The following is a 23,176-nucleotide window of genomic DNA, read 5'->3' on the forward strand; positions in this document are numbered from 1 at the left end:
CCCGGGGCCGGACAGAGTCGGCGGGGAGCCAGGGACCGGAGGGACGAGGGGATGCGGGACAGTTCCATACGCCGCCGTTCACGGACGGCGAGCGCGCCACGTCCGGTGCGTCGACGTTCACGGACCGTGACCGCCGCGCTCTCCGTGGTCGCGTTCATCGGTGTCGCGGCGTCCGCCGGATGTGACGCGGGACCGGCCGGGACGGCGAAGGGCCCCTCGGCCGAGCAGCGTCGGGCAGCCGCCGGGCCGCTCTGGGGCCGCAGCCCCGCCTCGATCGCCGCCGTCGGGGACTCGATCACCCGGGGCTTCGACGCCTGTTCGGTGCTGGTCGACTGCCCGGAGGTGTCCTGGGCGACGGGCACGGACAGCGGGGTGCGCAGCCTCGCGGTGCGGCTGCTCGGCCCGGCGAGGGCGGCCACGCACAGCTGGAACCACGCCACGACCGGGGCCCGGATCGCCCAGCTGCCGGAGCAGATGGCGCTGGCCGCGAAGGACCGGCCGGAGCTGGTGACGGTGATGATCGGCGCGAACGACGCGTGCCGGGACTCGGCGGACATCATGACGCCGGTCGAGAACTTCCGGGCGTTGTTCGAGGCGTCGATGCGGCAGCTGCGCGGGGCGGCGCCGAACGCGCAGGTGTACGTGTCGAGCGTGCCGGACCTGATGCGCCTCTGGTCGACGGGGCGCGAGAACGCGCTGGGCAAGCAGATCTGGAAGCTGGGCCTCTGCAAGTCGATGCTGGGCGACGCGGACGATCTGGGCCCGGCGGCGGTGGCCCGTCGGGCGCTGGTCCAGGAGCGGGTCGTCGCGTACAACGAGGTGCTGAGGGACGTCTGCGCGAAGGACCGGCGCTGCCGTTACGACGGCGGGGCGGTCTTCGACTACCGCTTCACGGGCGAGCAGCTCAGCCAGTGGGACTGGTTCCATCCGGGCCGCGACGGGCAGGCACGGCTGGCCGAGATCGCCTACCGCAAGGTCACGGCGGCCGACCCGCCCGCGTAACACCTCCCGGCGGACACCCGGGGCCCCTCCGCCCATTTTCTGACCGGCCGTCAATTCCCGTACATCACCGCGCGTTGGCTCCCCGCATGTCACAACGCCTCGCGCGCCGGACGTACTTGGCATCGATCCGATACGAACACCGTCCCCCTACGGGTGATTCCGGGGCGGGAGGCGCGCGTCCGTGAGGGCTGCCACCGTCGTTGCCCACAAGGTGAGTCGCATGAACTCACCATCCGCCGACCCTTCCCTCGGCCAGCCCTCCCGTCGCCATCTGATCGCGGGCGCCGCCGCCGGAGCCGCGGTGCTCGCCGCGGGTACCACGGGCACCGCCCAGGCCGCCGCGCCCGCCGCACCCGCCGCTCCCGGAACGCGGGAGACCGACTGGGAGACCTGCCTCACCATCGCCCGCGCGGTCCTCGTGCGTGACGACCACGACCGGCCCCTGGTGCCCCACTACCGCGAGGTGCTGCTGGGCAAGGGGCTGCCGCCCAACCGCAAGGCCCGCAAGAAGGTGCTGATCGTGGGCGCGGGACCGGCCGGACTGATCTCCGCGCATCTGCTGCGCGAGGCCGGACACGAGGTCACCGTCATCGAGGCCAACGGCAACCGCGTCGGCGGCCGTATCAAGACCTTCAGGACCGGCGGCCATGAGAAGTCCCCCGCCCCCTTCGCGGACCCGAAGCAGTACGCGGAGGCCGGCGCCATGCGCATCCCGGACAGCCATCCGCTGGTCACCGGGCTGATCGACAGTCTCGGGCTGAAGCGCCGCCGTTTCCATCTCGTCGATGTGGACGGCCAGGGCCGGCCCGCCTACCGCACCTGGATTCAGGCCAACGGCGTCCGGGTCCGCCGGGCCGACTACGCGGCCAGGCCGCAGGCGGTCAACCGCTCGTTCGGGGTGCCCGCGGCGTACGAGAACAAGCCCGCCGCGCAGATCGTGCGCGAGGCGTTCGCCCCGGTGCGCGCGGAGTTCGAGGGCAAGGAGGGACGGGCGCTCGTCGAGGGCTGGGCCCGGGTGGTGCAGAAGTACGGCCACTGGTCGATGTTCCGGTTCCTGACCGAGGCGGCCGGGCTCGACGTCCGGACCGTCGACCTCATCGGCACGGTCGAGAACCTCACCTCGCGGATGCATCTGGCGTTCGTGCACAGCTTCATCGGAGCCTCGCTGATCAGCCCGGACACCGCGTTCTTCGAGCTGCCCGACGGCACCGCCACCCTCGCCGACGCGCTCTACGAGCGGGTCAAGGGCTCCGTCCGGCTGGACCGCCGGGCGGCCAGGATCACGCACGGCCCGGACGGCGTCCGCGTCGAGACGGTCTCCGAGGGGCGCGACGGGCCGATCGTGCGCGAGACGTTCACGGGCGACGAGGCGATCATCACGGTCCCGTTCTCCGGGCTGCGTCACATCCCGGTCACCCCCGCGCTCTCGTACGGAAAGCGCCGGGCGATCACCGAGATCCACTACGACGCGGCGACGAAGGTGCTGCTCGAATTCAGCCGCCGCTGGTGGGAGTTCGAGGAGGCGGACTGGAAGCGGGAGCTGGAGGCGGTCCGTCCGGGGCTGTACGAGGAGTACCGGCTCGGCAAGGCCCCGGCCGACGGTTCCCTGCTCGGCGCCCATCCGTCGGTGCCCTCCGGGCATCTGCCGCCCGCCCAGCGCGTGCACTACGCCGCGTACCGGGCGACCGCCCGTGACCAGCCCGGGGCGGCCGGGGTGATCGGCGGCGGTTCGGTGACGGACAACCCGAACCGCTTCATGTACCAGCCGTCCCACCCGGTCCCGGGCAGCGGCGGCGGTGTGGTCCTCGCCTCGTACAGCTGGGCGGACGACGCGCTGAAGTGGGACTCCCTCGACGACGAGGAGCGCTACCCGCACGCGCTGGGCGGTGTCCAGGACGTGTACGGACAGCGGATCGAGGTCTTCTACACGGGCGTCGGCCGCACCCAGTCGTGGATGCGTGACCCGTACGCGTACGGCGAGGCGGCCGTGCTGCTTCCCGGGCAGCACACCGAGCTGTTCCCCGATGTGCGGACCGTGGAGGGGCCGCTGCACTTCGCGGGCTGCCACACGTCGATCAAGCCCGCCTGGATCGAGGGGGCGGTGGAGTCGGCGGTGCGCACCGCCCTGGAGGTCCACAGCGGCTGACGGGACGCCGGCTGCTTCGGCTGTGAGGGGCCCCCGGTCGCGTTGTGCGGCCGGGGCCCTGTGCGCGCGGGCAGGCCGCACCCCGGGGGGGTGGGCGGTCGTCAGTCCTTGTCGAGGGCGTGCGGGGCCGGGCGGGCGGTCTCCCGGGGCGGCGGCAGCAGATCACGGGCCAGCAGGGTGGCGCCCGCGACGGCCCCCGGCATCAGGAACACCGCGACGAACGGCACCAGGAACGCCAGTCCCAGCGGCACCCCGAAGCCGAGAACCAGCGCGCGCCGGCCGCGCAGCAGGGTGAGGCGGTCCTTCAGGACCAGTCCGCGGCGCTGGAGGGCGATGGCCGTCAGCTCCTCGGTGAGGAAGTATCCGGTGACGCCGAAGCCGATCACGGGGACCACGGTCTGGCCGACGACCGGGACGAATCCGAGGGCGAAGAGCAGGACGCCGTAGCCCGCGACCCGCAGCAGGACACGGACGCTGTCCCGGGCGGAGATCCACAGTTCCCGCCAGAGCGGCAGTCCGGGCCCGGGGGCGTCCCCGCCCTCGCCGCGGTCGACCTCCTCGGAGAGCGATTCGTAGAACGGCTGGCCGACCAGGAGCGTCACGGCGGTGAACGTGATCACGGCCAGGAACAGTCCGAGGACGAACAGCAGCGCCGTGAGGGCGCCGCGGAGCAGGCCGGGCCAGGGTGAGGCCCAGTCGTCGGCGAAGGGCGTCGCCAGGCCCACCAGGTCGTCGGCCCCGTATCCGAGACCGATGAGCGCGCCCGCGTACACGACGAGGGTGAGCAGTCCGGGCAGCAGACCGAACCCGAACCACCGGCCGTGCCGGGCGACCCAGCGCTGCCCCTTCATCAAGTAGCCGAACCCGGCCGTGAGATCACCCATGCGGTTCAGCGTACGGGCGCGGGCCGCGCCCCCGTGCGTGAGGACGCGGCCGTCGGGCGGTGGGATCAGCCGAGGGTGACGATCATCTTGCCGGTGTTCTCGCCGCGCAGCAGACCGAGGAAGGCGTCGAAGCCGTGCTCGATGCCCTCGACGGCGGTCTCGCGGTACTTCAGCTCGCCGGACGCGAGCCAGCCCGCGACGTCCTCGACGAACCTCGGCCGCAGCGCGGTGTGGTCGCCGACGAGCAGTCCTTCGAGGCGCAGCCGCTTGCCGATGACGAGGGCGAGGTTACGGGGGGCCGGGTTCGGCTCGGTGGAGTTGTACTGGGCGATCATCCCGCAGATCGCGGCGCGGCCGTGGGTGTTGAACGACGCGAGGGCGGCTTCGAGGTGGTCGCCGCCGACGTTGTCGAAGTAGACGTCGATGCCGTCCGGGGCGGCCTCGCGCAGCTGATCGGTCACGGGCCCGTCCTTGTAGTTGAACGCCGCGTGGAAGCCGTACTCCTCGGTGAGGAGCTTGACCTTCTCGTCGGAGCCGGCCGAGCCGATGACACGCGAGGCGCCCTTGATCCTGGCCATCTGCCCGACCTGGCTGCCGACCGCGCCGGCGGCGCCGGACACGAAGACGGCGTCGCCCTCCTTGAACGAGGCGACCTCGAACAGGCCCGCGTAGGCGGTGAGTCCGGTCATGCCGAGCACGCCGAGGTAGGCGGAGAGCGGGGCGACGGAGGCGTCGACCTTGGCGGCACGCTCGGCCGGGACGTCGGCGTACTCGCGCCAGCCGAGGCCGTGCAGGACGTGGTCGCCGACCGCGAACCGCTCGTCACCGGAGGCGATGACCTCGCCGACCGCGCCGCCGTCCATGGGCCGGTCGAGCTCGAACGGCGGGGTGTACGACTTCACGTCGTTCATCCGGCCCCTCATGTACGGGTCGACCGAGAAGTGGATGTTGCGGACGAGGACGTGCCCCGCGGCCGGCGCCGCCACGGAGGTCTCGCGCAGTGCGACGTCCTCGTTCGTGGGCCAGCCGTGCGGCCGGGCGACGAGGTGCCACTCACGGCTGGAAGTGGGAAGCGATGCGGACATGACCGTGTCTCCTCGGGTGGGGTTCGGGCGGGGGCCGTCGGTCGGACCTCGGACGGTCCGCCGATTTGATTCAGGTGCTGAAATAACCATGCGCCTGGATATTTCATGTTGTCAAACAATTCGTTACGATGGCGGCATGGCCACCACCAGGCGCACAGATCCGCTGACCCTTGAGGTCGTCGAACTCATCGGCACCGTCGTGGCGCGCTACTACGAGGAGTACGACCGGGCAGCCGCCGCGCACTCCCTCACCGCCTCGCAGGCCCAGGTACTCAGGCTCCTCTCCGCCGAACCGATGCCCATGCGCAGGATCGCCCAGAAGTTGAAGTGCGAGCCGTCGAACGTCACCGGCATTGTGGACCGGCTGGAGGCGCGCGGCCTGGTGGAGCGGCGGCCCGACCCCGACGACCGCCGGGTGAAGCTGGCGGCGCCGACCGACGAGGGCGCCGCCACCGCGCTGCGGCTGCGCGACTCGCTGGACTTCGCGCGGGAGCCGCTGGCCGGTCTCTCGGCCGAGGAGCGCGAGACGCTGCGGGACCTGCTGCGCCGGATGGTGGGCACGGACGGGGACACGGCCGGCTGAGCCACGCGGGTGCGTGGCGGCCCTGACGTCCGTACCGACCGGGGCGCTGGGAGCGCGGCGGCCCTGACACCCGTACCGACCGGGGCGCGCGGGTGCGCAGCCGGCCCGGCATCCATGCAAGCCGGACCACTGGGGCACGCGGCGGCCCAGGCGCGTGCCCCTGCCGGGCCCCGCAGGTGCGTGGCGGCCCCCGGCGCCCGCCGGGGCCACCCCCGGTGGAGGATGAACCCATGACTTCCGCCACCCCCTTCGGACCGCTCGAATTCCAGCTCGTCCTGTTGCGCCGAATGGCCGACCACCACCCCGAGCTGGTCGAGGACGCCCGTCAGGAGCTGAGCGCGTCACTCGCCGAGATGCGGGAGGCCAACCGCCGCTGGCAGAGCATGGTGCGCGCGCCCCGGGGCGGCCGCGGCTCGCTGCGCCGCTACCGGGCGGCGCTCGGCGAGCCGGAGACGTCCGTCCGCCGCCGGATCGGTGATCTGGAGTGCGACGCGCTGCTCTGGCCGGTGCCGCTCTGGCCGGAGCTGCGGTTCGAGGTGATGACCGCGCCCGGCGGAGCCGTGTGGAACGAATGGCTGGTACGCGCCCCGGGGGCGGCCGGGCCCGCGTTGCGTACGGTCGAGGACCTGACGCCCTGGTCCTGCACCGTCGACGAGGTGGCGCGGGCCTTCCCGCCGGCCCGCCCGATGGAGGGCAGCGCCCCGACCCGGTGGGCCCTGGCGGTCTCCGTGCCCGGCCCGGGGCGGCAGCCCGCGAAGCCGTACGTCGCCGAGTTCACCTGGGGCCTGTTCCAGCGGCTGCTGCCCGGCTGACCGCGCCGCCGCCCGTCCCCCGGCCGGGGGACGGTCACCCGGACGGCCGCTCCCGGCGGGCGGCGCGGCGGCGCGGCCCGCAGGATGCGGGGAAGAACCGGTGTGCCGCCGGTACCGCCATCCGCGCTCTCGGGAGACCCTGCCGTGACCGTCAGTCTTGAGCAGTTGCGCCGCTGCCATGTCGCCGTCGACCTCGGGGCCTCACGGACCCGGGTGTACATCAAGGGGGTCGGGCTCGTCGTCGACCAGCCGAGCGTCGCGGCCGTGAACACCCGTACCGGCTCGCTCATCGCGGTCGGCGCGCTCGCCGAGCGGATGACGGGCCGCACCCCCGACTACATCCGGGTGGTCCGGCCGGTCTCCGGCGGGACCGTCGTCGACATCGACATGGCCCAGCGTATGGTGCGCCATCTGCTGGGCGACAAGCTCCGCCGCCAGTTGCGCCGCAAACCCCGGCTGCGCGCGGCGGTCTGCATCCCGCACGAGAGCGACCCGATCGCCCGGCGGGCCGCCGTGGAGACCATGCTCGGAATCGGCGCCCGGCGGGTCGAGCTGGTGGACACCCTGATCTCCGCGGCCGTCGGCTGCGGGCTGCCCGTCGAGCAGCCGACCGCCACCATGATCATGGTGTGCGGCGCCGCGACCACCCAGATCGCCGTGCTGTCGCTCGGTTCGATCGTGGCGGCGGTGCGCGTGCCGGTCGGCGGCAACGCCATCGACCAGGCGGTCATCCAGTATCTGCGCCAGCACCACCAGTTGCTGCTGCCGGCCCGGTCCGTACGCCCGCTCCACCTCACGCTCAGCGGCAACGGGCTGATCCAGCACGGCCCCGCCCTCACCGAGATCCACGGCCGGGACACCGTGACCGGCCGGGCCCGCACGGTGGAGGTGGACACGGCGGCGGTCCGGGAGGCGATCCAGCATCCGCTGACCAGCGTGCTCGACGGCCTCGGCAAGGTCCTTCGCGACTGCCCGCCGGACCTGGTGGCCGACCTGGCGGACTGCGGGATCATGATGGTCGGCGGCAGCGCGCTGCTGCCCGGCCTGGACGAGATGCTGCGGACGACGACGGGGATGCCCGTGCACATCGCGGAACGTCCGGACGTCTGCTCGGTGCTCGGGCTCGGCGAGATGCTGGAGGGCAGAATCCGCCCGATGGTGCTCGACCCACTGGCCGGCTGAGGCCCCGGGGCCCGGCGGATGACGCAGGGGTACGGGCGGAACGACGGGACCGGGGCGGACGGCGCCGACAGCTCACCCGGGCCCGGCGGGTCCCCCCGGCTGCCGGAGCTGCTGGAGGCGGTGCTCGGCGTCGGGACCGAGCTGGAACTACGGGCGGCCCTCCAGCGGATCGTGGAGGCGGTGACCGCGCTGACCGGGGCCCGGCACGGCGCGCTGGGCGTCCTCGACCCCGAACGCGGCACGATCACCGAGCTGTTCACCACCGGTCTGAGCGATGCCGAACGCCGGCGCATCGGCCGGTTCCCGGACGGGCACTCGGGAATGCTCGGCGTGCTCGTCCGGGAACCCGGACCGGTGCGCTCGGACGATCTGGGCGCGGACCCGCGCTCCAGCGGGGTGCCACCGGGCCACCCCCCGGCACGCTCCTTCCTCGGCGCCCCGATCCGGGTCGACACCGAGGTGTTCGGCAACCTCTACCTCACCGGCAAGAGCACCGGGCACTTCACCGACACGGACGTGGCGCTGCTGCGCGTACTCGCCTCGCAGGCCGGTATCGCGATCGGCAACACCCGGTTGTACGAGACGGCCCGGCAGCGCGAGCGGTGGATCGAGGGCGCCGCCGCCGTCACCACCGCCCTGCTGGCGGGCGGGAACGCCTCGGACGCCCTGATGACCGTCGCCGAGCGGGCCCGCGTCCTGGCCGGCGCCGCGGCCGGGGTCATCCTCCAGCCCACCCCGGAGGGCGGAATGGAGATCGTCACCGCTTCGACCCTCGACGACCCGGCGGGCATCGTCGGCACCACGATCGCGCCCGGCTCTCCCGTACTGGTCCAACTGCTGGGCGGAGAGCCGGTGTTCCTCAAGGACTCGGCGACCGATCCCCGGATGACCACGCATGTCAGATCGCGTTTCGGACCCAGCATGATGCTGCCGTTGCAGAGCGGCGGACGGCTGATCGGCACGCTCGCCCTGCCCCGGCGGCGCGGCGAGCGCGCCTACACGGCCGTCGACCGGCTGCTGGCCTCGCAGTTCGCCTCGCAGGCCGCACTCGCGCTCGTCCTCGCGGACGCCCAGCAGGACAGGGAACAGCTGGCGGTGTACGAGGACCGGGACCGGATCGCCCGGGATCTCCACGACCTCGTCGTACAGCGGCTGTTCGCCACCGAGATGATGCTGGAGTCGACCCGGCGCCGCGCCGACGCGCCGGAGACGGACGAGCTGCTGAGCCGGGCGGTCGACGAGCTGGACTCCACCATCCAGGAGGTGCGGACCACGATCTTCGCGCTTCAGCAGCCTCCCGCCGAGTCCCCCGGCACGTTCCGGGGCCGGGTGCTGCGGGAGACCGGTGGGGCAGCCTCCGTGCTCGGCTTCCAGCCGTCGGTGCACTTCATGGGCGCGGTGGACGCGCTGGTGCGGGAGCCCGCGGACCAGGAGCTGCTGACAGTTCTGCGCCGCGCGCTCGCCGCCGCGCACCGGCGGGCCGGGGTGTCGGCGATCGAGGTGGAGGTGGACGCGACGGCGCGTACCCCGCGGGGGCGGCCCGCGCTGCGGCTGACGGTCGCGGACGACGGTCGCGAGGAGGACGGCACCCGGTCGTCCACCCTCACCTGGCAGACCCCCCTGTGAGGACACGGACGGCGGCGGCCGTACACGTACGGGCGTCGGACCGGAGGCGCGGCAGCGCGCGGCGCCCGGCCCCGGCGCCCCGCATGGAGCAACCCGACGGGCTCGCGGCCTTCCGGCGCCCTTGACTGGCGGTGTGGAAGCAGCCGTCAGACAGTCCCCCGCTCCGGCCGGCGAGCGGTCGTCCGCCGCGTACCGCAACCTGGTCATGGCCACGGTCGGATTCGGGCTCACCTTCTGGGCCTGGAACCTGATCTCGCCGATGTCCGGTGCCTACAAGGACCGGCTGGGGCTCAGCTCGTTCGAGCAGTCGCTGCTGGTGGCGGTGCCCGTGATCGTCGGCTCGCTGGGCCGTGTCCCGGTCGGCGCGCTGACCGACCGGTTCGGCGCCCGGGTGATGTTCCCGCTGGTCTCGGCGTTCACGGTCGTACCCGTACTGCTGCTGATCCCGGCGAAGGACTCGTTCGCCGCGATGCTCGTCGTCGGCTTTCTGCTGGGGCTGGGCGGCACGACGTTCGCGATCGGCATCCCGCTGGTCAACTCGTGGTTCCGGCCGGCCCGGCGCGGCCTCGCCCTCGGTGTCTTCGGCATGGGCATGGGCGGTGTCGCGCTGTCCGGCTACTTCACCCCGAGGATCGCCGCGCACGGCGACGACCTGCCGTTCTGGGTCGTCGCCGCGGCGCTCGTCCTCTACGCCGCGCTCGCGGCCGTACTGATCACCGACCATCCGGACCGGCAGCTGCCGACCGCCTCGCTCGCCACCCGGCTGGGCCGGGCCGGGCGGCTGAAGGTCACCTGGGAGCTGTCCGCGCTGTACGCGATCGGGTTCGGCGGCATCGTCGCCTTCGGGGTCTACCTGCCGACGTACCTGAAGACCTGGTACGCCCTGTCCCCCACCGACGCGGGCACGAAGGCGGCCGGGTTCGCCCTGGTCACCGTGGTCTTCCGGCCGATCGGCGGCTGGCTGTCGGACCGCGTCCACCCGGCGGCGGTCACGTCCGGGGCGCTCGGCCTCGCCGCGCTGACGGCGATCGTCCAGTCCTTCGATCCGGGCCTCGCGCCGGGCGGCACGATCGCGCTGCTGTGCATGGCCGCCGCTCTCGGCACCGCCAGCGGCAGCGTCTTCGCCCTGGTCTCGCAGGTGACACCGCAGCGACAGGTGGGCAGCGTCACCGGGATCGTCGGCGCGGTGGGCGGGCTCGGCGGGTTCGTGCCGCCGCTGGTGATGGGCGCGATCTACAGCGCCAAGCACTCGTACTCCATCGGGTTCATGCTGCTGTCCGACCTGGCGCTGGCCGGATGCGTGTACGCGTACGGCCGGATGCGGACCATCGACCGGAGCTGAGTCCGGCGGTCGCGCCCCGGCCGGTGCGTGACCCGTTCCTCCGGCCGGAGCGGCGGCCCGTCAACTGGCGGCCACGGCGGCCGGCGCGTACGGGGGGGCCGTCCGGGGCGCACTCCGGTCCGCACCGCGCCCTTTCGGTGGCGCGCGGCGCGGCTACGCTGCGACGGGTGACCTCTCTTCTGCCTTCGCTGGACCACGCATCCGCACCGGCCGCCTCCCAGGAGGCCGTCCGGTTCGGCGGAACGTCCCTGTCCCATGCCCAGTTGGCCGCCGCTTCGGGTGCGCTCGCCGCGCGTCTGGCGGGGGCGGGGCGGGTCGCCGTCTGGGCCACCCCGACACCGGAGACGGTGGTCGCGGTGGTGGCGGCGCTACGGGCCGGGGTACCCGCCGTGCCGCTCAATCCGAGGACCGGTGAGCGCGAGCTGGCCCACATCCTGGCCGACAGTGCCCCCTCGGCGGTGCTCGCCGGGGCCGCCGACACCCTGCCGCCCGCGCTCGCCGCCCTGCCCCGTACGGACGTCGACATCACCGCGCGCGGCGAGGGCGTGTTCCCTGAGCCCGGCCCCGAGTCCCCCGCCCTGATCGTCTACACCTCAGGCACCACGGGCCCGCCGAAGGGCGCGGTCCTGCCGCGCCGGGCGATCGCCGCGAGCCTGGACGCGCTGGAGGACGCCTGGCGGTGGACCGGCGTCGACGTCCTGGTGCACGCGCTGCCGCTGTTCCATGTGCACGGTCTGATCCTGGGCGTCCTGGGGCCGTTGCGCCGGGGCGGTTCGGTCCGTCATCTGGGGCGGTTCTCGGTCGAGGGCGTGGCGCGGGAGCTGCTGTCGGGCGGCACGATGCTGTTCGGCGTACCGACGATGTACCACCGGCTGGCGGAGGCCCTGGACGGGCCGGAGGGCGGCGAGACCGCGAAGGCGCTGGCCGGGGCGCGGCTGCTGGTGTCCGGGTCGGCGGCGCTGCCGGTCCACGACCACGAGCGGATCGCGGCGGCCACCGGGCGCCGGGTCGTCGAGCGGTACGGCATGACGGAGACCCTGATGAACACGGCGGTGCGGGCCGACGGCGAACCGCGCCCCGGCACGGTCGGCGTCCCGCTGCGCGGTGTGGAACTCCGGCTGGCCGAGGAGGACGGCACCCCGGTCCCGGACCCCGAGGGGACGGGTGCGATCGGCGAGATCCAGGTGCGCGGCACGAACCTGTTCTCCGGCTACCTCAACCGGCCGGACGCGACGGCCGCCGCGTTCACCGGGGACGGCTGGTTCCGTACGGGCGACATGGCCACCCTCGACGCCGACGGGTACGTACGGATCGTCGGCCGCAAGGCCACCGATCTGATCAAGAGCGGCGGTCACAAGATCGGCGCGGGCGAGATCGAGAACGCGCTGCTGGACCACCCGGGCGTCCGGGAGGCCGCCGTCACGGGCGAGCCGGACCCGGACCTGGGCGAGCGGATCGTCGCCTGGGTGGTGCCCGCCGATCCCGGGAACCCGCCCGGTGAGCGGGAGTTGGCGGACCATGTGGCAGGGCAGTTGGCCCCGCACAAGCGCCCGCGCACGGTCCGGTACCTGGACGCGCTGCCCCGCAACGACATGGGCAAGGTCATGAAGCGGGCACTCCATGACTGACCGGATGACGGCCCGTGAGGCGATCGCCGCAGTCACCGGGGAGTTCACCGAGTCCGTCACCCCCGGTGCCGGCACGGTGGGGGACGGCCCGCTCGGCTGGCACGGGTACGCCGACGCGCGGGCCCTGGCCGCCGGGCGGACCGGCGAGCAGGAGTCCGTGATCCATGGGACCGCCACGGTCGACGGCCGCCCCTGTGTGCTCCTCGCCTTCGAATTCGGCTTCCTGGGCGGCTCGTTGGGGCAGCGCACCGGGGACGCGATCGAGGCCGCGTACGGCTGTGCGGCGGAGCGGCGGCTGCCGCTGGTCGCGCTCGTGGCGACGGGCGGCAGCCGGATGCAGGAGGGCGTGGTCGCGCTGACGCAGCTCCAGCGGGTGGCGCGGGCCTCGGTTCGGCTGCGGGCGGCCGGGCTGCCGCAGATCGCGGTCCTGCGCGACCCGTCGACCGGCGGCGGCTGGGCCACGGTGGGGGCGGGCGCGGACGTGGCCCTGGCGCTGCCGGGGGCGCAGATCGGGTTCGCCGGATCGCGGGTGCGGCCCGCCGACGCCGATCCGGCCGCGTACACCGCCGAGGGACAGCTGGCGGCCGGGCACATCGACGCGGTGGTCACCCCGGCGGAGCTGCCCCGCACCCTGGGCCGCTGGCTGCGGGCGCTGCGCTCCTCCGGCCCCGCCGCGCCCGCACCGGTACCGCACGCGCTGCCGGGCACGGGCGCCCCGGGGACCGGCCGGGACACCCCTGCGGGTCCGCCCGACTCCGGCTGGGAGGCGGTGCGCAGGGCGCGTTCGGCGCACCGGCCGCGCGCCGCCGCGTATCTGGACGCGTACTTCGACGAGCGGCTGCCGCTCGGTGGCGACCGGTGCGGCGGCACGGACCCGGGTCTGCTCTGCGGGTTCGGACTGCGTGGCGGCCGGCCGGTCGCGTACGTCGCCCAGTGCGGCACCCCGACCCTCCCGGCCGGCTACCGCACCGCGAGCCGGGTGATCCGGCTGGCGGACCGGCTCGGCGTCCCCGTCCTCACCCTGATCGACACCCCGGGAGCCGCGAACGACGCGGAGGCGGAGCGGGCGGGCGCGGGCGCGGCCATCGCCGACACCTTCGCGGCGGTCGCCGCCGCCCGGGTCCCGGTGACGACCCTGGTGATCGGCGAGGGCGGTTCGGGCGGGGCGCTGGCCCTGGCGGCGCCGGGGAACATGTACGTCACCCCGGACAGCTACTTCTCCGTCATCGCACCGGAGTCGGCCGCCGCGATCCTGAAGCGCCCGGAGAGCGAACTGCGCCGCACGGCCGATCAGCTACGGCTGCGTCCGCAGGACCTGGTGGAGCTGGGTGTGGCCCGCGCGGTCGTGGGCCTCGCGCCGCCGGAGGACTGACGACCGGGGCGTGGGCCGGGCGGACGGCCGAGGCACGGGGCAGGGCGGGCGGCAGCGGGCGGGGCGGGCGGCAGCGGGCGGGGCCGGTTCCCGTGGACGCGCGCCCCCTCACGGACACGGGTTCTTCGCGTCGTACCAGAGGAAGCCCCGCCACCGCAGCGCCAGCAGTGCCACCGCGATCACGCACGCCACGCCTCCCCCCACGACCGCCAGTTCGGGGGAGGCGAGGTCGGCGACCGATCCGGCCAGGAAGTCGCCCAGCCGCGGCCCGCCCGCCACGACGACGATGAACACGCCCTGCAACCGTCCCCGCATGTCGTCCGGCACCGCCGCCTGGAGCATGGTGTTCCGGAAGACCATGGAGATGGTGTCCGCGCACCCGGCGAGCGCCAGGAACAGCAGACCGAGCCAGAGCTGCCGGGTGAGTCCGAAGACGGCGACGGCGCCGCCCCAGCAGGCCACGGAGATCACCACCGCGAGTCCGTGCCGTCTGATCCGGCCCAGCCACCCGGAGAACACCCCGCCGAGCAGCGCGCCCATCGCCGGGGCCGCGACCAGCAGTCCGGTGGTCTTCGCGTCGCCCCCGTACCAGACGACGGCGACGACCGGGAAGAGTGCCCGGGGCTGGGCCAGCACCATGGCGCACAGGTCGGTGAAGAAGGTCATCCGCAGATTGGGCCGGGTCCCGAGGAACCGGAGCCCGTCCATCACGGACGCCCGTCCGCCGCCGCTCCCCTCGCTCCGGTCGGGCAGCATCGAGGGCAGCCGCCACATCGCGTACAGCGAGGCGCTGAAGGTGGCGGCGTCGATGGTGTACGCGGCCCGGTAACCCCACCAGCCCACCAGGAGCCCGCCGATCATGGGTCCGACCAGTGCGCCGGTGGTGCTGGTCATGGAGTTGAGCGCGTTGGCCGCGGGCAGTTGCTCGGCGGGCAGCAGCCGGGCGATCATCGAGCTGCGGGCGGGCGAGTTGAGCGCGAAACAGACCGCCTGGAGCGCCACGACCGCGTAGAGCAGCCCCACCTGGTCGATCCCGGCGACGGTGATGACGACCAGCCCGACGGAGAGCGCGAACGAGCCGGAGGCGCTGAGCAGGCCGAGCTTGCGCCGGTCGAAGGTGTCGGCCACGGCGCCGCCGTACAGCCCGAACACGACCAGCGGTACGAGGGAACAGAAGCCGATCAGGCCGACCGAGAACGCGGACCCGGTGAGGTCGTACACCTGGAGCGACACGGCGAGCGCGGTCATCCCCTGCCCCACCCAGGACACCGTGTTGCCGAACCAGAGGCGCCGGTAGTCGGGGGAGGTCCGCAGTGGGGTCAGGTCGGCGAGTATTCGGCCGCGCGGTACAGCCGGTTCGGTCGTTTCGGTCACAGCGGATGGTAGCGACCGCCGCCGAGGCCCCGCTCGACCGCCCCGCCCCGCCCCGCCCCACTCACCGACGCCCGCTCCCGCGCCCCGCGCGGGCAGGGCGGGCCCGGGCCCTGACCGCTCCCGGACGCCGTCCGGATGCACCGGGGCACGGCTCGGTACACGCTGGGGGGTATGTCCGTACAGGCACGCATCATCGTCCACCCGCCGGATGAGCAGGGCGGCCGAAGGGTGCGCTACGACAGGCTCCTCGTCGGCATCGCCTACCGGCCCAGCGATCTGGTGGAGTTCCTGCGCAAGGCCGGCGCGCTGAGACCCGAGGACATCCGGCTGGACGACGACCGGCTCGTCGAGTGGCGCGGCGGCGGCCCGGAGCTGTGGGCGACGGCGCCGCCGGGACCGGAGTGACCCCGCCGGAACCGGAGAAGTGACCGGGGCCCGGCCGGACACCCCGTGACGTCTCAGGGTCATGCCACGAACGCACCTTTCATTCGTCTTTCGCCGCGCTTCGATTGAAATGGCCGCTCGGGTACGAAAAAGTTGCTGCCGACATTCGCCCGGTGAATGAGGGGAACAGCAACGTGCGCCTTTCCTGGAGGACGTCCGTGGTGGCGGTCTGCACCGCCCTGACACTCGCGACGGCCGGCGCCGCCACCGCGCGGACGGGACCCGCGGACCACGACGGCGCGCCGCACCGGACGGACCGGGCGGCTCCGCCCGGCGGCCGGACGTTCGTGGCCAGGACGGCGACCGCCGCCACGGAGACGACACTGCGTCTCACGCTGGACGCGACGGGCCCCGGCGGCGGGACACAGAAGCTCTCCACCGCCGACCTCGAACGGATCTCCGCGCTTCTGGGGGTGCCCGTGGGCAAGCCGGGCCGTTCGTCGGACGCCGCCGCCCCGACCGCCGCCCCGGCCACTGCCGCGGCCGCCGCGCGCCAGCCGGCCGCGAAGAAGGGACCGGCCACACTGCGCTGCGACAAGAACCCGAGCTGGAGCGATGCGCGCGGGACACTGTCGGCCCGCTTCAACTGCCACCACTCCACGATCAACTGGGGCTACAGGATCTCGGCGAAGCTACGGGCGGTCATCACGGGCAAGGTCACCGAACAGGGCGTCTCGTGGTGGAGCAACGGCAGACGGAAGCCGAGGAACGCGGGGCACGTGGTGGGGAAGAGCTACCACTTCCACGGCACGCTCAAGCCGGTGAGGCACGGGGACCACGTGCAGTTCCAGGACCACATGACGTTCCGGGTGAACATCGGCGGGAGGACCGGTACCGGTTCCCTCGCCTGGGCCGCGGACGTCAGGGCGAAGAAGTAGGCGGGCCGACGATGACCCCGAACGCCGACGCGGTACGCCACTGGGCGGAGACCGTCCTGCGGCAGCTGCGGGCCCCCCGGGGCCACACCCTGACCGTGACACCGGCCGACCCGCAAGGGGTGGAGGTCACGCTGGGCTGCCCGGACGGGACCTCGACGAGCGTGCTGCTGGAGCGGGGCATGGCCGAGGCGGAGGCGGTCGTCATGCTGGCCGGCCAGTTGCAGGACGGCGTCCTGGAATCCACGGGCGGCGCCCCGGCCCCGCCGTGCCCCGCCTCCGGCCACAGCCACCCGGCAGTGGCCGCGGTGGTGGACGGCGTCGCCTCCTGGACCTGCCCGCAGGGCGGCGGGACCCGGCCGGTCCTGCCGCCCCCGGCCGCCGCGTAGCCGTACCCGAACGGCGGTCGAGTGCGACTCGTACGGGTGGCGGGCGCCGTGGTCCGCCCCTCGCCGACGACGCGCTCGTACGCCCTGTGGGACACGTACGGCGGACTCCCGGCCCGGCGGAAGCCCTCAGGCGTACGGCGCGGACCGTGCCGGGTCCCTCAGGGCGCGCCCGTACGCGTCCCGGTCGGGCCGAGCGTCCACCGGGGGCCGCCCGGGCCGTCCTCGATGACGAGCCCGGACCGCCGCAGATGGTCGCGGATCGCGTCGGCGGTGGCCCAGTCCTGACGGCCGCGGGCGGCCTCGCGTTGCTCCAGCACCAGGCGCACGAGGGTGTCGACGGCCCCGTGGAGTTCCTGGCCCCGGTCGTCGTCACCCGCCCAGTGCGGGTCGAGCGGGTCGAGTCCGAGGACCCCCAGCATGGCTCGTACCTCGGCGAGCCGTGCGACGGCCGCCTCCTTGTCGTCGGCGGCCAGCGCCGAGTTCCCCTGCCGGACCACCGTGTGCACGATCGCGAGCGCCTGCGGGACGCCCAGGTCGTCGTCCATCGCCTCGGCGAAGGCGGGCAGGACCTCGTCGGCGGGGGCGACCTCGCCCCCGACCTTCTCGACGACCCGCTGCACGAACCCCTCGATCCGCGCGAACGCCGACTCGGCCTCGCGCAGGGCGTCCTCGCTGTACTCGATCATCGAGCGGTAGTGCGGGGTGCCCAGGTAGTAGCGGAGCACGACGGGGCGCCAGCGCTTGACCATCTCGCTCACCAGGACCGAGTTCCCGAGGGACTTCGACATCTTCTCGCCGCTCATGGTCACCCAGGCGTTGTGCACCCAGTACGAGGCGAAGTCGTCGCCGAAGGCCCTGGCCTGCGCGATCTCGTTCTCGTGGTGCGGGAAGATCAGGTCGATCCCGCCGCCGTGGATGTCGAACGCGTCGCCCAGGTACGTGTGGACCATCGCCGAGCACTCCAGGTGCCAGCCGGGCCGGCCGCGTCCCCAGGGCGTCTGCCAGCTGGGCTCTCCCGGTTTGACGGCCTTCCACATCGCGAAGTCGCGCGGGTCCCGCTTGCCGGTCTCGCCCTCACCGGACGGCTGGAGCAGGTTGTCCAGCTCCTGGTTGGACAGCGAGAGGTAGCCCGCGAAGGAACGCACGTCGAAGTAGACGTTGCCGTCGGCCTCGTACGCGTGCCCGCGTTCGATCAGCACGCGCATCATCTCGGTCATCTCGGGGATGTGCCCGGTCGCCCGCGGTTCGTGGGTGGGCGGGCGGCAACCGAGGGCGTCGTAACCGTGGTTGAACGCGCGCTCGTTCTCGTGCCCGATGGACCACCAGGAGCGGTTCCGCTCGGCGGCCTTCTTGATGATCTTGTCGTCGATGTCCGTGACGTTCCGCACGAACGTGACGTCGTGTCCCCGGTACTCGAACCAGCGGCGCATGATGTCGAAGTTCAGCCCCGACCGGATGTGCCCGATGTGCGGGGCCGCCTGGACGGTGGCGCCGCACAGGTAGATGGAGACACGGCCCGGGGTGAGCGGGACGAAGTCACGGACCTTGCGGACACCGGTGTCGTACAAGCGGATGGGCATGTCGGCTCTCCCCGTGTGGTCCGGTCGTCAGGCGGTGATGTCCATCGAGGAGCGGACGACGGCGTCGGCGCCTGGTGCCCCTCCCGGCAAGCCTTGCCGGTCACGGCATTAGGTGGCGTGGACCGCACACCTCGATGGACATCCCCTGCTCCTTGTCAGCGGCCGGCGACGGCCAGTTGGATGCCGATGCCGACGAAGGCGGCGGCGAACGTGCGGCGCATCCACGCCATGACCTTGGGGCGTGTGATCACCTTGTCCCGGACGGCCGCGGCGAATCCGCCGTAGATCGCGAACACGACGAAGGTCATGACCATGAAGACCAGGCTCAGCTGAAGCATCTGCGGGAGGGTGTTCGCGGTGTCCGCCGGCACGAACTGCGGCAGGAAGGCGAGGAAGAAGATCGACAGCTTGGGGTTGAGGAAGTTGATCAGGATCGCCGTGCCGGCGATCCGCAGGGACGAGGTCTCCTCCTTGTTCGGGTCCTCGATCTTGAGCGTTCCGGACTCCTGCAGGGTCCTCCACGCCATGTAGAGGAGGTAGGCCACACCGGCCCACTTGAAGACGCCGAACACCACCGCGCTGGTGTGCAGGATCGCGGCGAGCCCCGCGATCGCGGCAGCCAGGTGCGGGACGATGCCCAGGGTGCAGCCGAAGGCGGCGACCACGCTCTTACGGAAGCCGCGGGACAGGCCCGTGGCGATCGTGTAGAGCGCCCCCGTGCCGGGAGAGACGACGATGATCAGGGATGTGATGAGGAACTGAAGGCTCATTGACGCTCGCTGGTGTTCTCTGGCGCCGACGACCCGTGCCCGAATCGAAGGCGTCGACTCCAGCCGCGAGTGCGCTGCGCGTGCGTGTTACCGGTCGGCCGAAACGCTAGTACCTGACCGGCCCCGGCGCTGCCCCCGTCAGACATCGGAAGTGGCCAGAAGTTGGCGCGTCGCCAGCTTGACGTCCTGACTTCTCATCAGGGATTCACCGACCAGGAAGGCCCTGATCCCCACCTTGGCCATCCGGTCGAGGTCGGCGGGGGTGCTCAGTCCGCTCTCCCCCACCACGAGGCGGTCGTCGGGGACCTTCGGCGCCAGGGCCTCGGCGGTGTCCAGACTGGTCCGCAGGGTGTGCAGATCCCGGTTGTTGATGCCGAGCAGGGGGGACCGCAGGCGTTGCGCGCGTCGCAGTTCCTCCTCGTCGTGCACCTCCACCAGTACGTCCATGCCCAGGTCGTGGGCCGTGGCTTCGAGGGTGCCGGCGGATTCGTCGTCCAGGGCCGACAACATCAGCAGGACGCAGTCCGCTCCCCAGGCACGCGCCTCGATCACCTGGTAGGGGTCGTACATGAAGTCCTTGCGCAGGACCGGAAGCGACACCGCGGCCCGGGCCGACACCAGGTGCTCGCGGCTCCCCTCGAAGGACGGGGTGTCGGTCAGGACCGAGAGGCAGGCGGCCCCGCCGTCCTCGAAGGCCCGCGCCAGGGCGGGGGGATCGAAGTGGTCGCGGATGAGCCCCTTCGACGGGCTCTTCTTCTTGATCTCCGCGATGAGGGCGTAGTCACCCTGGCGGGTCCTGCGGGCCAGCGCGTCGAAGAATCCACGCGGAGCGGGCGCGTCGTCCGCCTGCCGCCGCAGCTGCGCGACGGGGACGGTCCGCTTGGCCGCCTCGATCTCCGCACGCTTGTAGGACTCGACTCTCTTCAAGAGGTCACTCATGTCATTCTCCTGACTCGTGTGAGGAAACGGCGAGCAGATCGAGCCGGTGCCGTGCCTGCCCGGAGTCGATGGACGTCTGCGCCATCCGGACTCCTTCGGCCAGGCCGTCCGCGGCGCCCGCGGCCACGAGCGCGCCGGCGGCGTTGAGGACGGCGACGTCCCGGTACGCGTTCCGCTCGCCCTCCAGCACCGCGGTCAGGGCCTTCGCGTTCTCGGCCGGGTCCCCGCCCCGCAGGTCGCCGGGCCGGCTGCGGGGCAGTCCGACGTCTTCCGGAGCGATCCGGTAGGTCGAGACCGTTCCCTCGTTCAGTTCGCAGACCAGGGTGGGTCCGCCTGTGGTCATCTCGTCCAGGCCGTCCGAGCCGTGCACGACCAGGGCGCGTTCGGAGCCCAGTTCGCGAAGGACGCGGGCCATCGGTTCGAGCCACTGACGGGAGAAGACACCGACGAGGTGGTGGCGGACCCCCGCCGGGTTGAGGAGCGGGCCGAGCAGGTTGAACAGGGTGCGGGTGGCGAGTTCCTTACGGGTGGGCGCCACGTGCTTCAGGGCCGGGTGGTGGGCGGGGGCGAACATGAAACCGATGCCCGCGGTGCGCACGCAGTGCTCGACCCCGGCGGGGGTGAGGCCGTTGCGCACCCCGAGGGCGGACAGGACGTCGGCGGCGCCCGACCGGGACGAGAGGGCGCGGTTGCCGTGCTTGGCGACCGGCACTCCGCTGCCGGCGACGATGAACGCCGCGCAGGTGGAGATGTTGTACGAGCCGGCCTCGTCGCCCCCGGTGCCGACGACGTCGACGGCGCCGGGCGGGACGTCGACGCGCAGCATGTGGGACCGGAGGGTGAGGGCGGCGCCGGTCAGCTCCTCCACGGTCTCGCCGCGCACCCGCAGCGCCATGAGCAGCGCCCCCATCTGGGCGGGGGTCGCCTCACCGGTCACCATTTTGCTGATCACATGGGACGACTCCTCGCGGGTGAGGGTGCCGCCGGAGGCGGTCTTGCTCAGGAGGGCCTTGTACTGCTCCATCACATCTCCCCTTGTGGCGTGTTCGCCGGCTGCGGCATGGGCTGGTCCCAGTCGAGTTCGACGTTCTCGCGCCGGAAGGGCGTGTGGTCGCTCAGGCCGGTGTCCAGTTCGCGGGCGAAGAGGTGCCCGCTGTGTACGGCGGCGGCGATGATCCCCGGGCCCAGGCAGTCGCCGACCCGCACGACGCGTCGGACGCCCGCCCGTGCCAGGGTGCCCTCCTCCAGGTTTCGCAGGTCGTGGAAGAGGGCGTCGCGCGGGACCATGCTCGTCACCAGGACGACCGCGTCGACGGCCACCCGCGTCTCGCGTCCGGTGTAGGTGCAGGAGAGGTGGACCGCTCCGGGTTCGGCACGGGCCAGCGAGGACAACGGGTGGGTGCTCGCGCAGAGTTCCATGAGCCGTCGGCCGACGCGCTTCTGTTCGGCGGTGAACTGGGTGAAGGCCGCCAGCAGGCTCTCGGGGGTGGCGAAGGTGATCTCGCAGCCGCTCTGGACGAGGAGTTCGGTGATGACGCTCGCCATGTAGTAGTGGTCGTCGTCGAAGACGAGGACCCGGCCCTGGGGCAGACGGCCGTCCATGATGTCGTCCGGTGTGTACACCGGAATCGACGCGAGACCTGGCACGGCGGCGATGTGGTGCCTTCCCACCCCGTCCCGGCGCCAGGTCGCTCCGGTGGCGACGGCGACGAGGGAGCACTCCGCTTCCAGGACGAGCTCAGCGGTGACCTCGTTGCCGGGCAGGATCTGCACGCCTGGCATGGTCTTCAGCTGTTGCAGCCGCCAGTCACGCACCCTGGCGTAGGTGGCCATACCGGGCAGCCGGCTCTCACGGGTGACCCGTCCGCCGAGTTCGCGCCCCTGTTCGGCGAGGATCACCTCGTACCCTCGTTGGCCGAGGGCACGGGCCGCTTCGAGTCCGGCCGGGCCACCGCCGGCGATGAGCACCTTGTCGGTGGTGTCGCGCACAGCGATGCGTTCGGGGTGCCAGCCCCGGCGCCATTCCTCACCCGTGGTGGGGTTCTGGGTGCACCGGAACGGGGCGCCCGCCCGGTCCCAGGCCACGCAGATGTTGCAGCCGACGCATTCGCGGATGTCGTCGATGCGCCCTTCCTCGATCTTGCGGGGCAGGAACGGGTCGGCGATCGAGGGGCGGGCCGCGCCGATGAGGTCCAGGGTGCCGTTGCGCACCATGGTGGCCATCGTGTCGGGGGAGGTGAATCGTCCGACGCCGACCACCGGCTTCGTGGTCACGCTCTTGACGAACTTGACGTACTCCTCCTGGTATCCCTCGCCGGAGAAGCGCGCGGTGGCCCCGTCGTTGTCGAAGTTGCTGATGTTCACGTCCCACAGGTCGGGGAGTTCGGCGAGCATCTCGACGACGTCGTGCCCCTCCCCCTTGGCGGTGATGCCCTGCTCGCCCATCAGTTCGTCGACGCTGAAGCGCACGGCGACCGCGCAGCGGTCCCCGACCGCCTCCTTCGCGTCCTCGATCAGCTCGCGCAGCAGCCGGGCGCGGTTCTCCAGGCTGCCGCCGTACTCGTCCGTCCGCTGGTTGCGGCGTCGGGAGAGGAAATTGATCGGCAGCGTCATGTCGTGGCCCGCGTACACGTAGACGATGTCGAATCCCGCGCGCTGCGCGTTCAGGGCCGCGTTGCGGTGCCAGCGCCGGAACGCGCGGATGTCGGACTTGTCCATGGCGCGGGCGGCCGCCGGGAAGAGGTCCCTGGTGGCCGCGACGCTCGGGGCGATGGGGACGGCCCGGCTCTCCAGATTGCTGACGTGAGCGCCGTTGTGCGCCAGCTCGACGCCGGCGAGGGCGCCGTGTCCGTGGATGAGATCGGTGGCGCGCGCGAGGTAGGGGATGTCCTTCTCGTCCCACAGCCTGAGTTCGCGCTGGTGGTTTCCCGAGTAGTGGATGTCGCACTGCTCGGTGCAGACGACGCCCCATCCGCCTTCGGCCTTGACGTGGCGCATCGCGGCCATGGCGCTGGGGAACGCCCTCCCCATCCCATTGCAGTGCGGTACCTGGTAGAACCGGTTCTTGGCCGTGACCGGGCCTATTCGGACGGGCTGGAAGAGGGCGTCGTAACGCGCGGGGCGGGACATGGCTTCCTTCTGCT

Annotated in this window: 20 protein-coding genes; 12 read left to right on the top strand and 8 right to left on the bottom strand. The window is 72.7% G+C overall.

What is annotated here, in order from left to right; all coding sequences use genetic code 11:
* Positions 1–51: 51 nt before the first annotated feature.
* Positions 52–1,002: an SGNH/GDSL hydrolase family protein gene (locus PZB75_RS07325; RefSeq protein ID WP_275534477.1), complete on the top strand. Its 951-nt coding sequence runs from the start codon at positions 52–54 to the stop codon at positions 1,000–1,002.
* A 220-nt stretch (positions 1,003–1,222) separates the two neighbouring features.
* Complete coding sequence (locus PZB75_RS07330; protein WP_275534478.1) at positions 1,223–3,148, top strand: FAD-dependent oxidoreductase; 1,926 nt, start codon at positions 1,223–1,225, stop codon at positions 3,146–3,148.
* 101 nt (positions 3,149–3,249) lie between these two features.
* Here the strand turns inward: PZB75_RS07330 and PZB75_RS07335 are convergent, their stop codons facing one another.
* Both PZB75_RS07335 and PZB75_RS07340 read right to left on the bottom strand, forming a co-directional pair.
* The gene (locus PZB75_RS07335) at positions 3,250–4,032 is read right to left on the bottom strand and encodes an EI24 domain-containing protein (RefSeq protein WP_275534479.1); all 783 of its coding nucleotides are present in this window, start codon (positions 4,030–4,032) and stop codon (positions 3,250–3,252) included.
* A gap of 65 nt (positions 4,033–4,097) precedes the next feature.
* Positions 4,098–5,117, bottom strand: coding sequence for an NADP-dependent oxidoreductase (locus PZB75_RS07340; protein WP_275534480.1), 1,020 nt, complete (start codon positions 5,115–5,117; stop codon positions 4,098–4,100).
* A gap of 136 nt (positions 5,118–5,253) precedes the next feature.
* On the opposite strand from PZB75_RS07340, the gene PZB75_RS07345 reads away from it, so the two are divergent.
* From PZB75_RS07345 to PZB75_RS07375, 7 genes are all read left to right on the top strand, one after another.
* On the top strand, positions 5,254–5,700 hold the full coding sequence (locus tag PZB75_RS07345) for a MarR family transcriptional regulator (RefSeq protein ID WP_275534481.1): 447 nt from the start codon (positions 5,254–5,256) through the stop codon (positions 5,698–5,700).
* 230 nt (positions 5,701–5,930) lie between these two features.
* A complete protein-coding gene (locus PZB75_RS07350; protein ID WP_275534482.1) occupies positions 5,931–6,512 on the top strand; it encodes a hypothetical protein in 582 nt (193 codons plus the stop codon).
* A 144-nt stretch (positions 6,513–6,656) separates the two neighbouring features.
* Positions 6,657–7,694 (top strand): rod shape-determining protein, encoded by a 1,038-nt coding sequence (locus tag PZB75_RS07355; protein ID WP_275534483.1) that lies wholly within the window; start codon positions 6,657–6,659, stop codon positions 7,692–7,694.
* Positions 7,695–7,712: 18 nt separating this feature from the next.
* Positions 7,713–9,320: a GAF domain-containing protein gene (locus PZB75_RS07360; protein ID WP_275534484.1), complete on the top strand. Its 1,608-nt coding sequence runs from the start codon at positions 7,713–7,715 to the stop codon at positions 9,318–9,320.
* A gap of 133 nt (positions 9,321–9,453) precedes the next feature.
* Positions 9,454–10,662: an MFS transporter gene (locus PZB75_RS07365; RefSeq protein WP_275534485.1), complete on the top strand. Its 1,209-nt coding sequence runs from the start codon at positions 9,454–9,456 to the stop codon at positions 10,660–10,662.
* Positions 10,663–10,829: 167 nt separating this feature from the next.
* On the top strand, positions 10,830–12,290 hold the full coding sequence (locus tag PZB75_RS07370; protein ID WP_275534486.1) for an acyl-CoA synthetase: 1,461 nt from the start codon (positions 10,830–10,832) through the stop codon (positions 12,288–12,290).
* The gene (locus tag PZB75_RS07375) at positions 12,283–13,662 is read left to right on the top strand and encodes a carboxyl transferase domain-containing protein (RefSeq protein ID WP_275534487.1); all 1,380 of its coding nucleotides are present in this window, start codon (positions 12,283–12,285) and stop codon (positions 13,660–13,662) included. The genes PZB75_RS07370 and PZB75_RS07375 overlap by 8 nt, the downstream gene beginning before the upstream one ends.
* Positions 13,663–13,770: 108 nt before the next feature.
* On the opposite strand, the gene PZB75_RS07380 is transcribed toward PZB75_RS07375, so the two are convergent.
* On the bottom strand, positions 13,771–15,036 hold the full coding sequence (locus PZB75_RS07380) for an MFS transporter (protein ID WP_275534488.1): 1,266 nt from the start codon (positions 15,034–15,036) through the stop codon (positions 13,771–13,773).
* Positions 15,037–15,207: 171 nt separating this feature from the next.
* Here PZB75_RS07380 and PZB75_RS07385 point away from each other — a divergent pair, with 171 nt between their 5' ends.
* The 3 genes from PZB75_RS07385 (at position 15,208) to PZB75_RS07395 (ending at position 16,744) form a co-directional block, all read left to right on the top strand.
* Positions 15,208–15,441, top strand: a complete 234-nt coding sequence (locus tag PZB75_RS07385; RefSeq protein ID WP_275534489.1) for a hypothetical protein — start codon at positions 15,208–15,210, stop codon at positions 15,439–15,441.
* Between the two features lie 152 nt (positions 15,442–15,593).
* On the top strand, positions 15,594–16,358 hold the full coding sequence (locus tag PZB75_RS07390; protein WP_275534490.1) for a hypothetical protein: 765 nt from the start codon (positions 15,594–15,596) through the stop codon (positions 16,356–16,358).
* Positions 16,359–16,369: 11 nt separating this feature from the next.
* Positions 16,370–16,744, top strand: coding sequence for a hypothetical protein (locus tag PZB75_RS07395; protein WP_275534491.1), 375 nt, complete (start codon positions 16,370–16,372; stop codon positions 16,742–16,744).
* Positions 16,745–16,902: 158 nt separating this feature from the next.
* Here PZB75_RS07395 and cysS read toward each other — a convergent pair whose 3' ends face one another.
* The 5 genes from cysS to PZB75_RS07420 all read right to left on the bottom strand — a co-directional run bounded on the left by cysS (position 16,903) and on the right by PZB75_RS07420 (position 23,162).
* On the bottom strand, positions 16,903–18,324 hold the full coding sequence (gene cysS / locus PZB75_RS07400; RefSeq protein ID WP_275534492.1) for a cysteine--tRNA ligase: 1,422 nt from the start codon (positions 18,322–18,324) through the stop codon (positions 16,903–16,905).
* Positions 18,325–18,479: 155 nt separating this feature from the next.
* Positions 18,480–19,094, bottom strand: coding sequence for a LysE family translocator (locus PZB75_RS07405; RefSeq protein ID WP_275534493.1), 615 nt, complete (start codon positions 19,092–19,094; stop codon positions 18,480–18,482).
* A 138-nt stretch (positions 19,095–19,232) separates the two neighbouring features.
* Complete coding sequence (gene trpC / locus PZB75_RS07410; RefSeq protein WP_275534494.1) at positions 19,233–20,033, bottom strand: indole-3-glycerol phosphate synthase TrpC; 801 nt, start codon at positions 20,031–20,033, stop codon at positions 19,233–19,235.
* Position 20,034: 1 nt separating this feature from the next.
* Positions 20,035–21,057 (bottom strand): anthranilate phosphoribosyltransferase, encoded by a 1,023-nt coding sequence (trpD, locus tag PZB75_RS07415; protein WP_275534495.1) that lies wholly within the window; start codon positions 21,055–21,057, stop codon positions 20,035–20,037.
* On the bottom strand, positions 21,057–23,162 hold the full coding sequence (locus tag PZB75_RS07420; RefSeq protein ID WP_275534496.1) for an NAD(P)-binding protein: 2,106 nt from the start codon (positions 23,160–23,162) through the stop codon (positions 21,057–21,059). The genes trpD and PZB75_RS07420 overlap by 1 nt, the downstream gene beginning before the upstream one ends.
* Positions 23,163–23,176 lie beyond the last annotated feature (14 nt).

The organism is Streptomyces sp. AM 4-1-1 (genome assembly GCF_029167625.1).
In the GTDB taxonomy this organism is placed as follows: Bacteria; Actinomycetota; Actinomycetes; order Streptomycetales; family Streptomycetaceae; genus Streptomyces.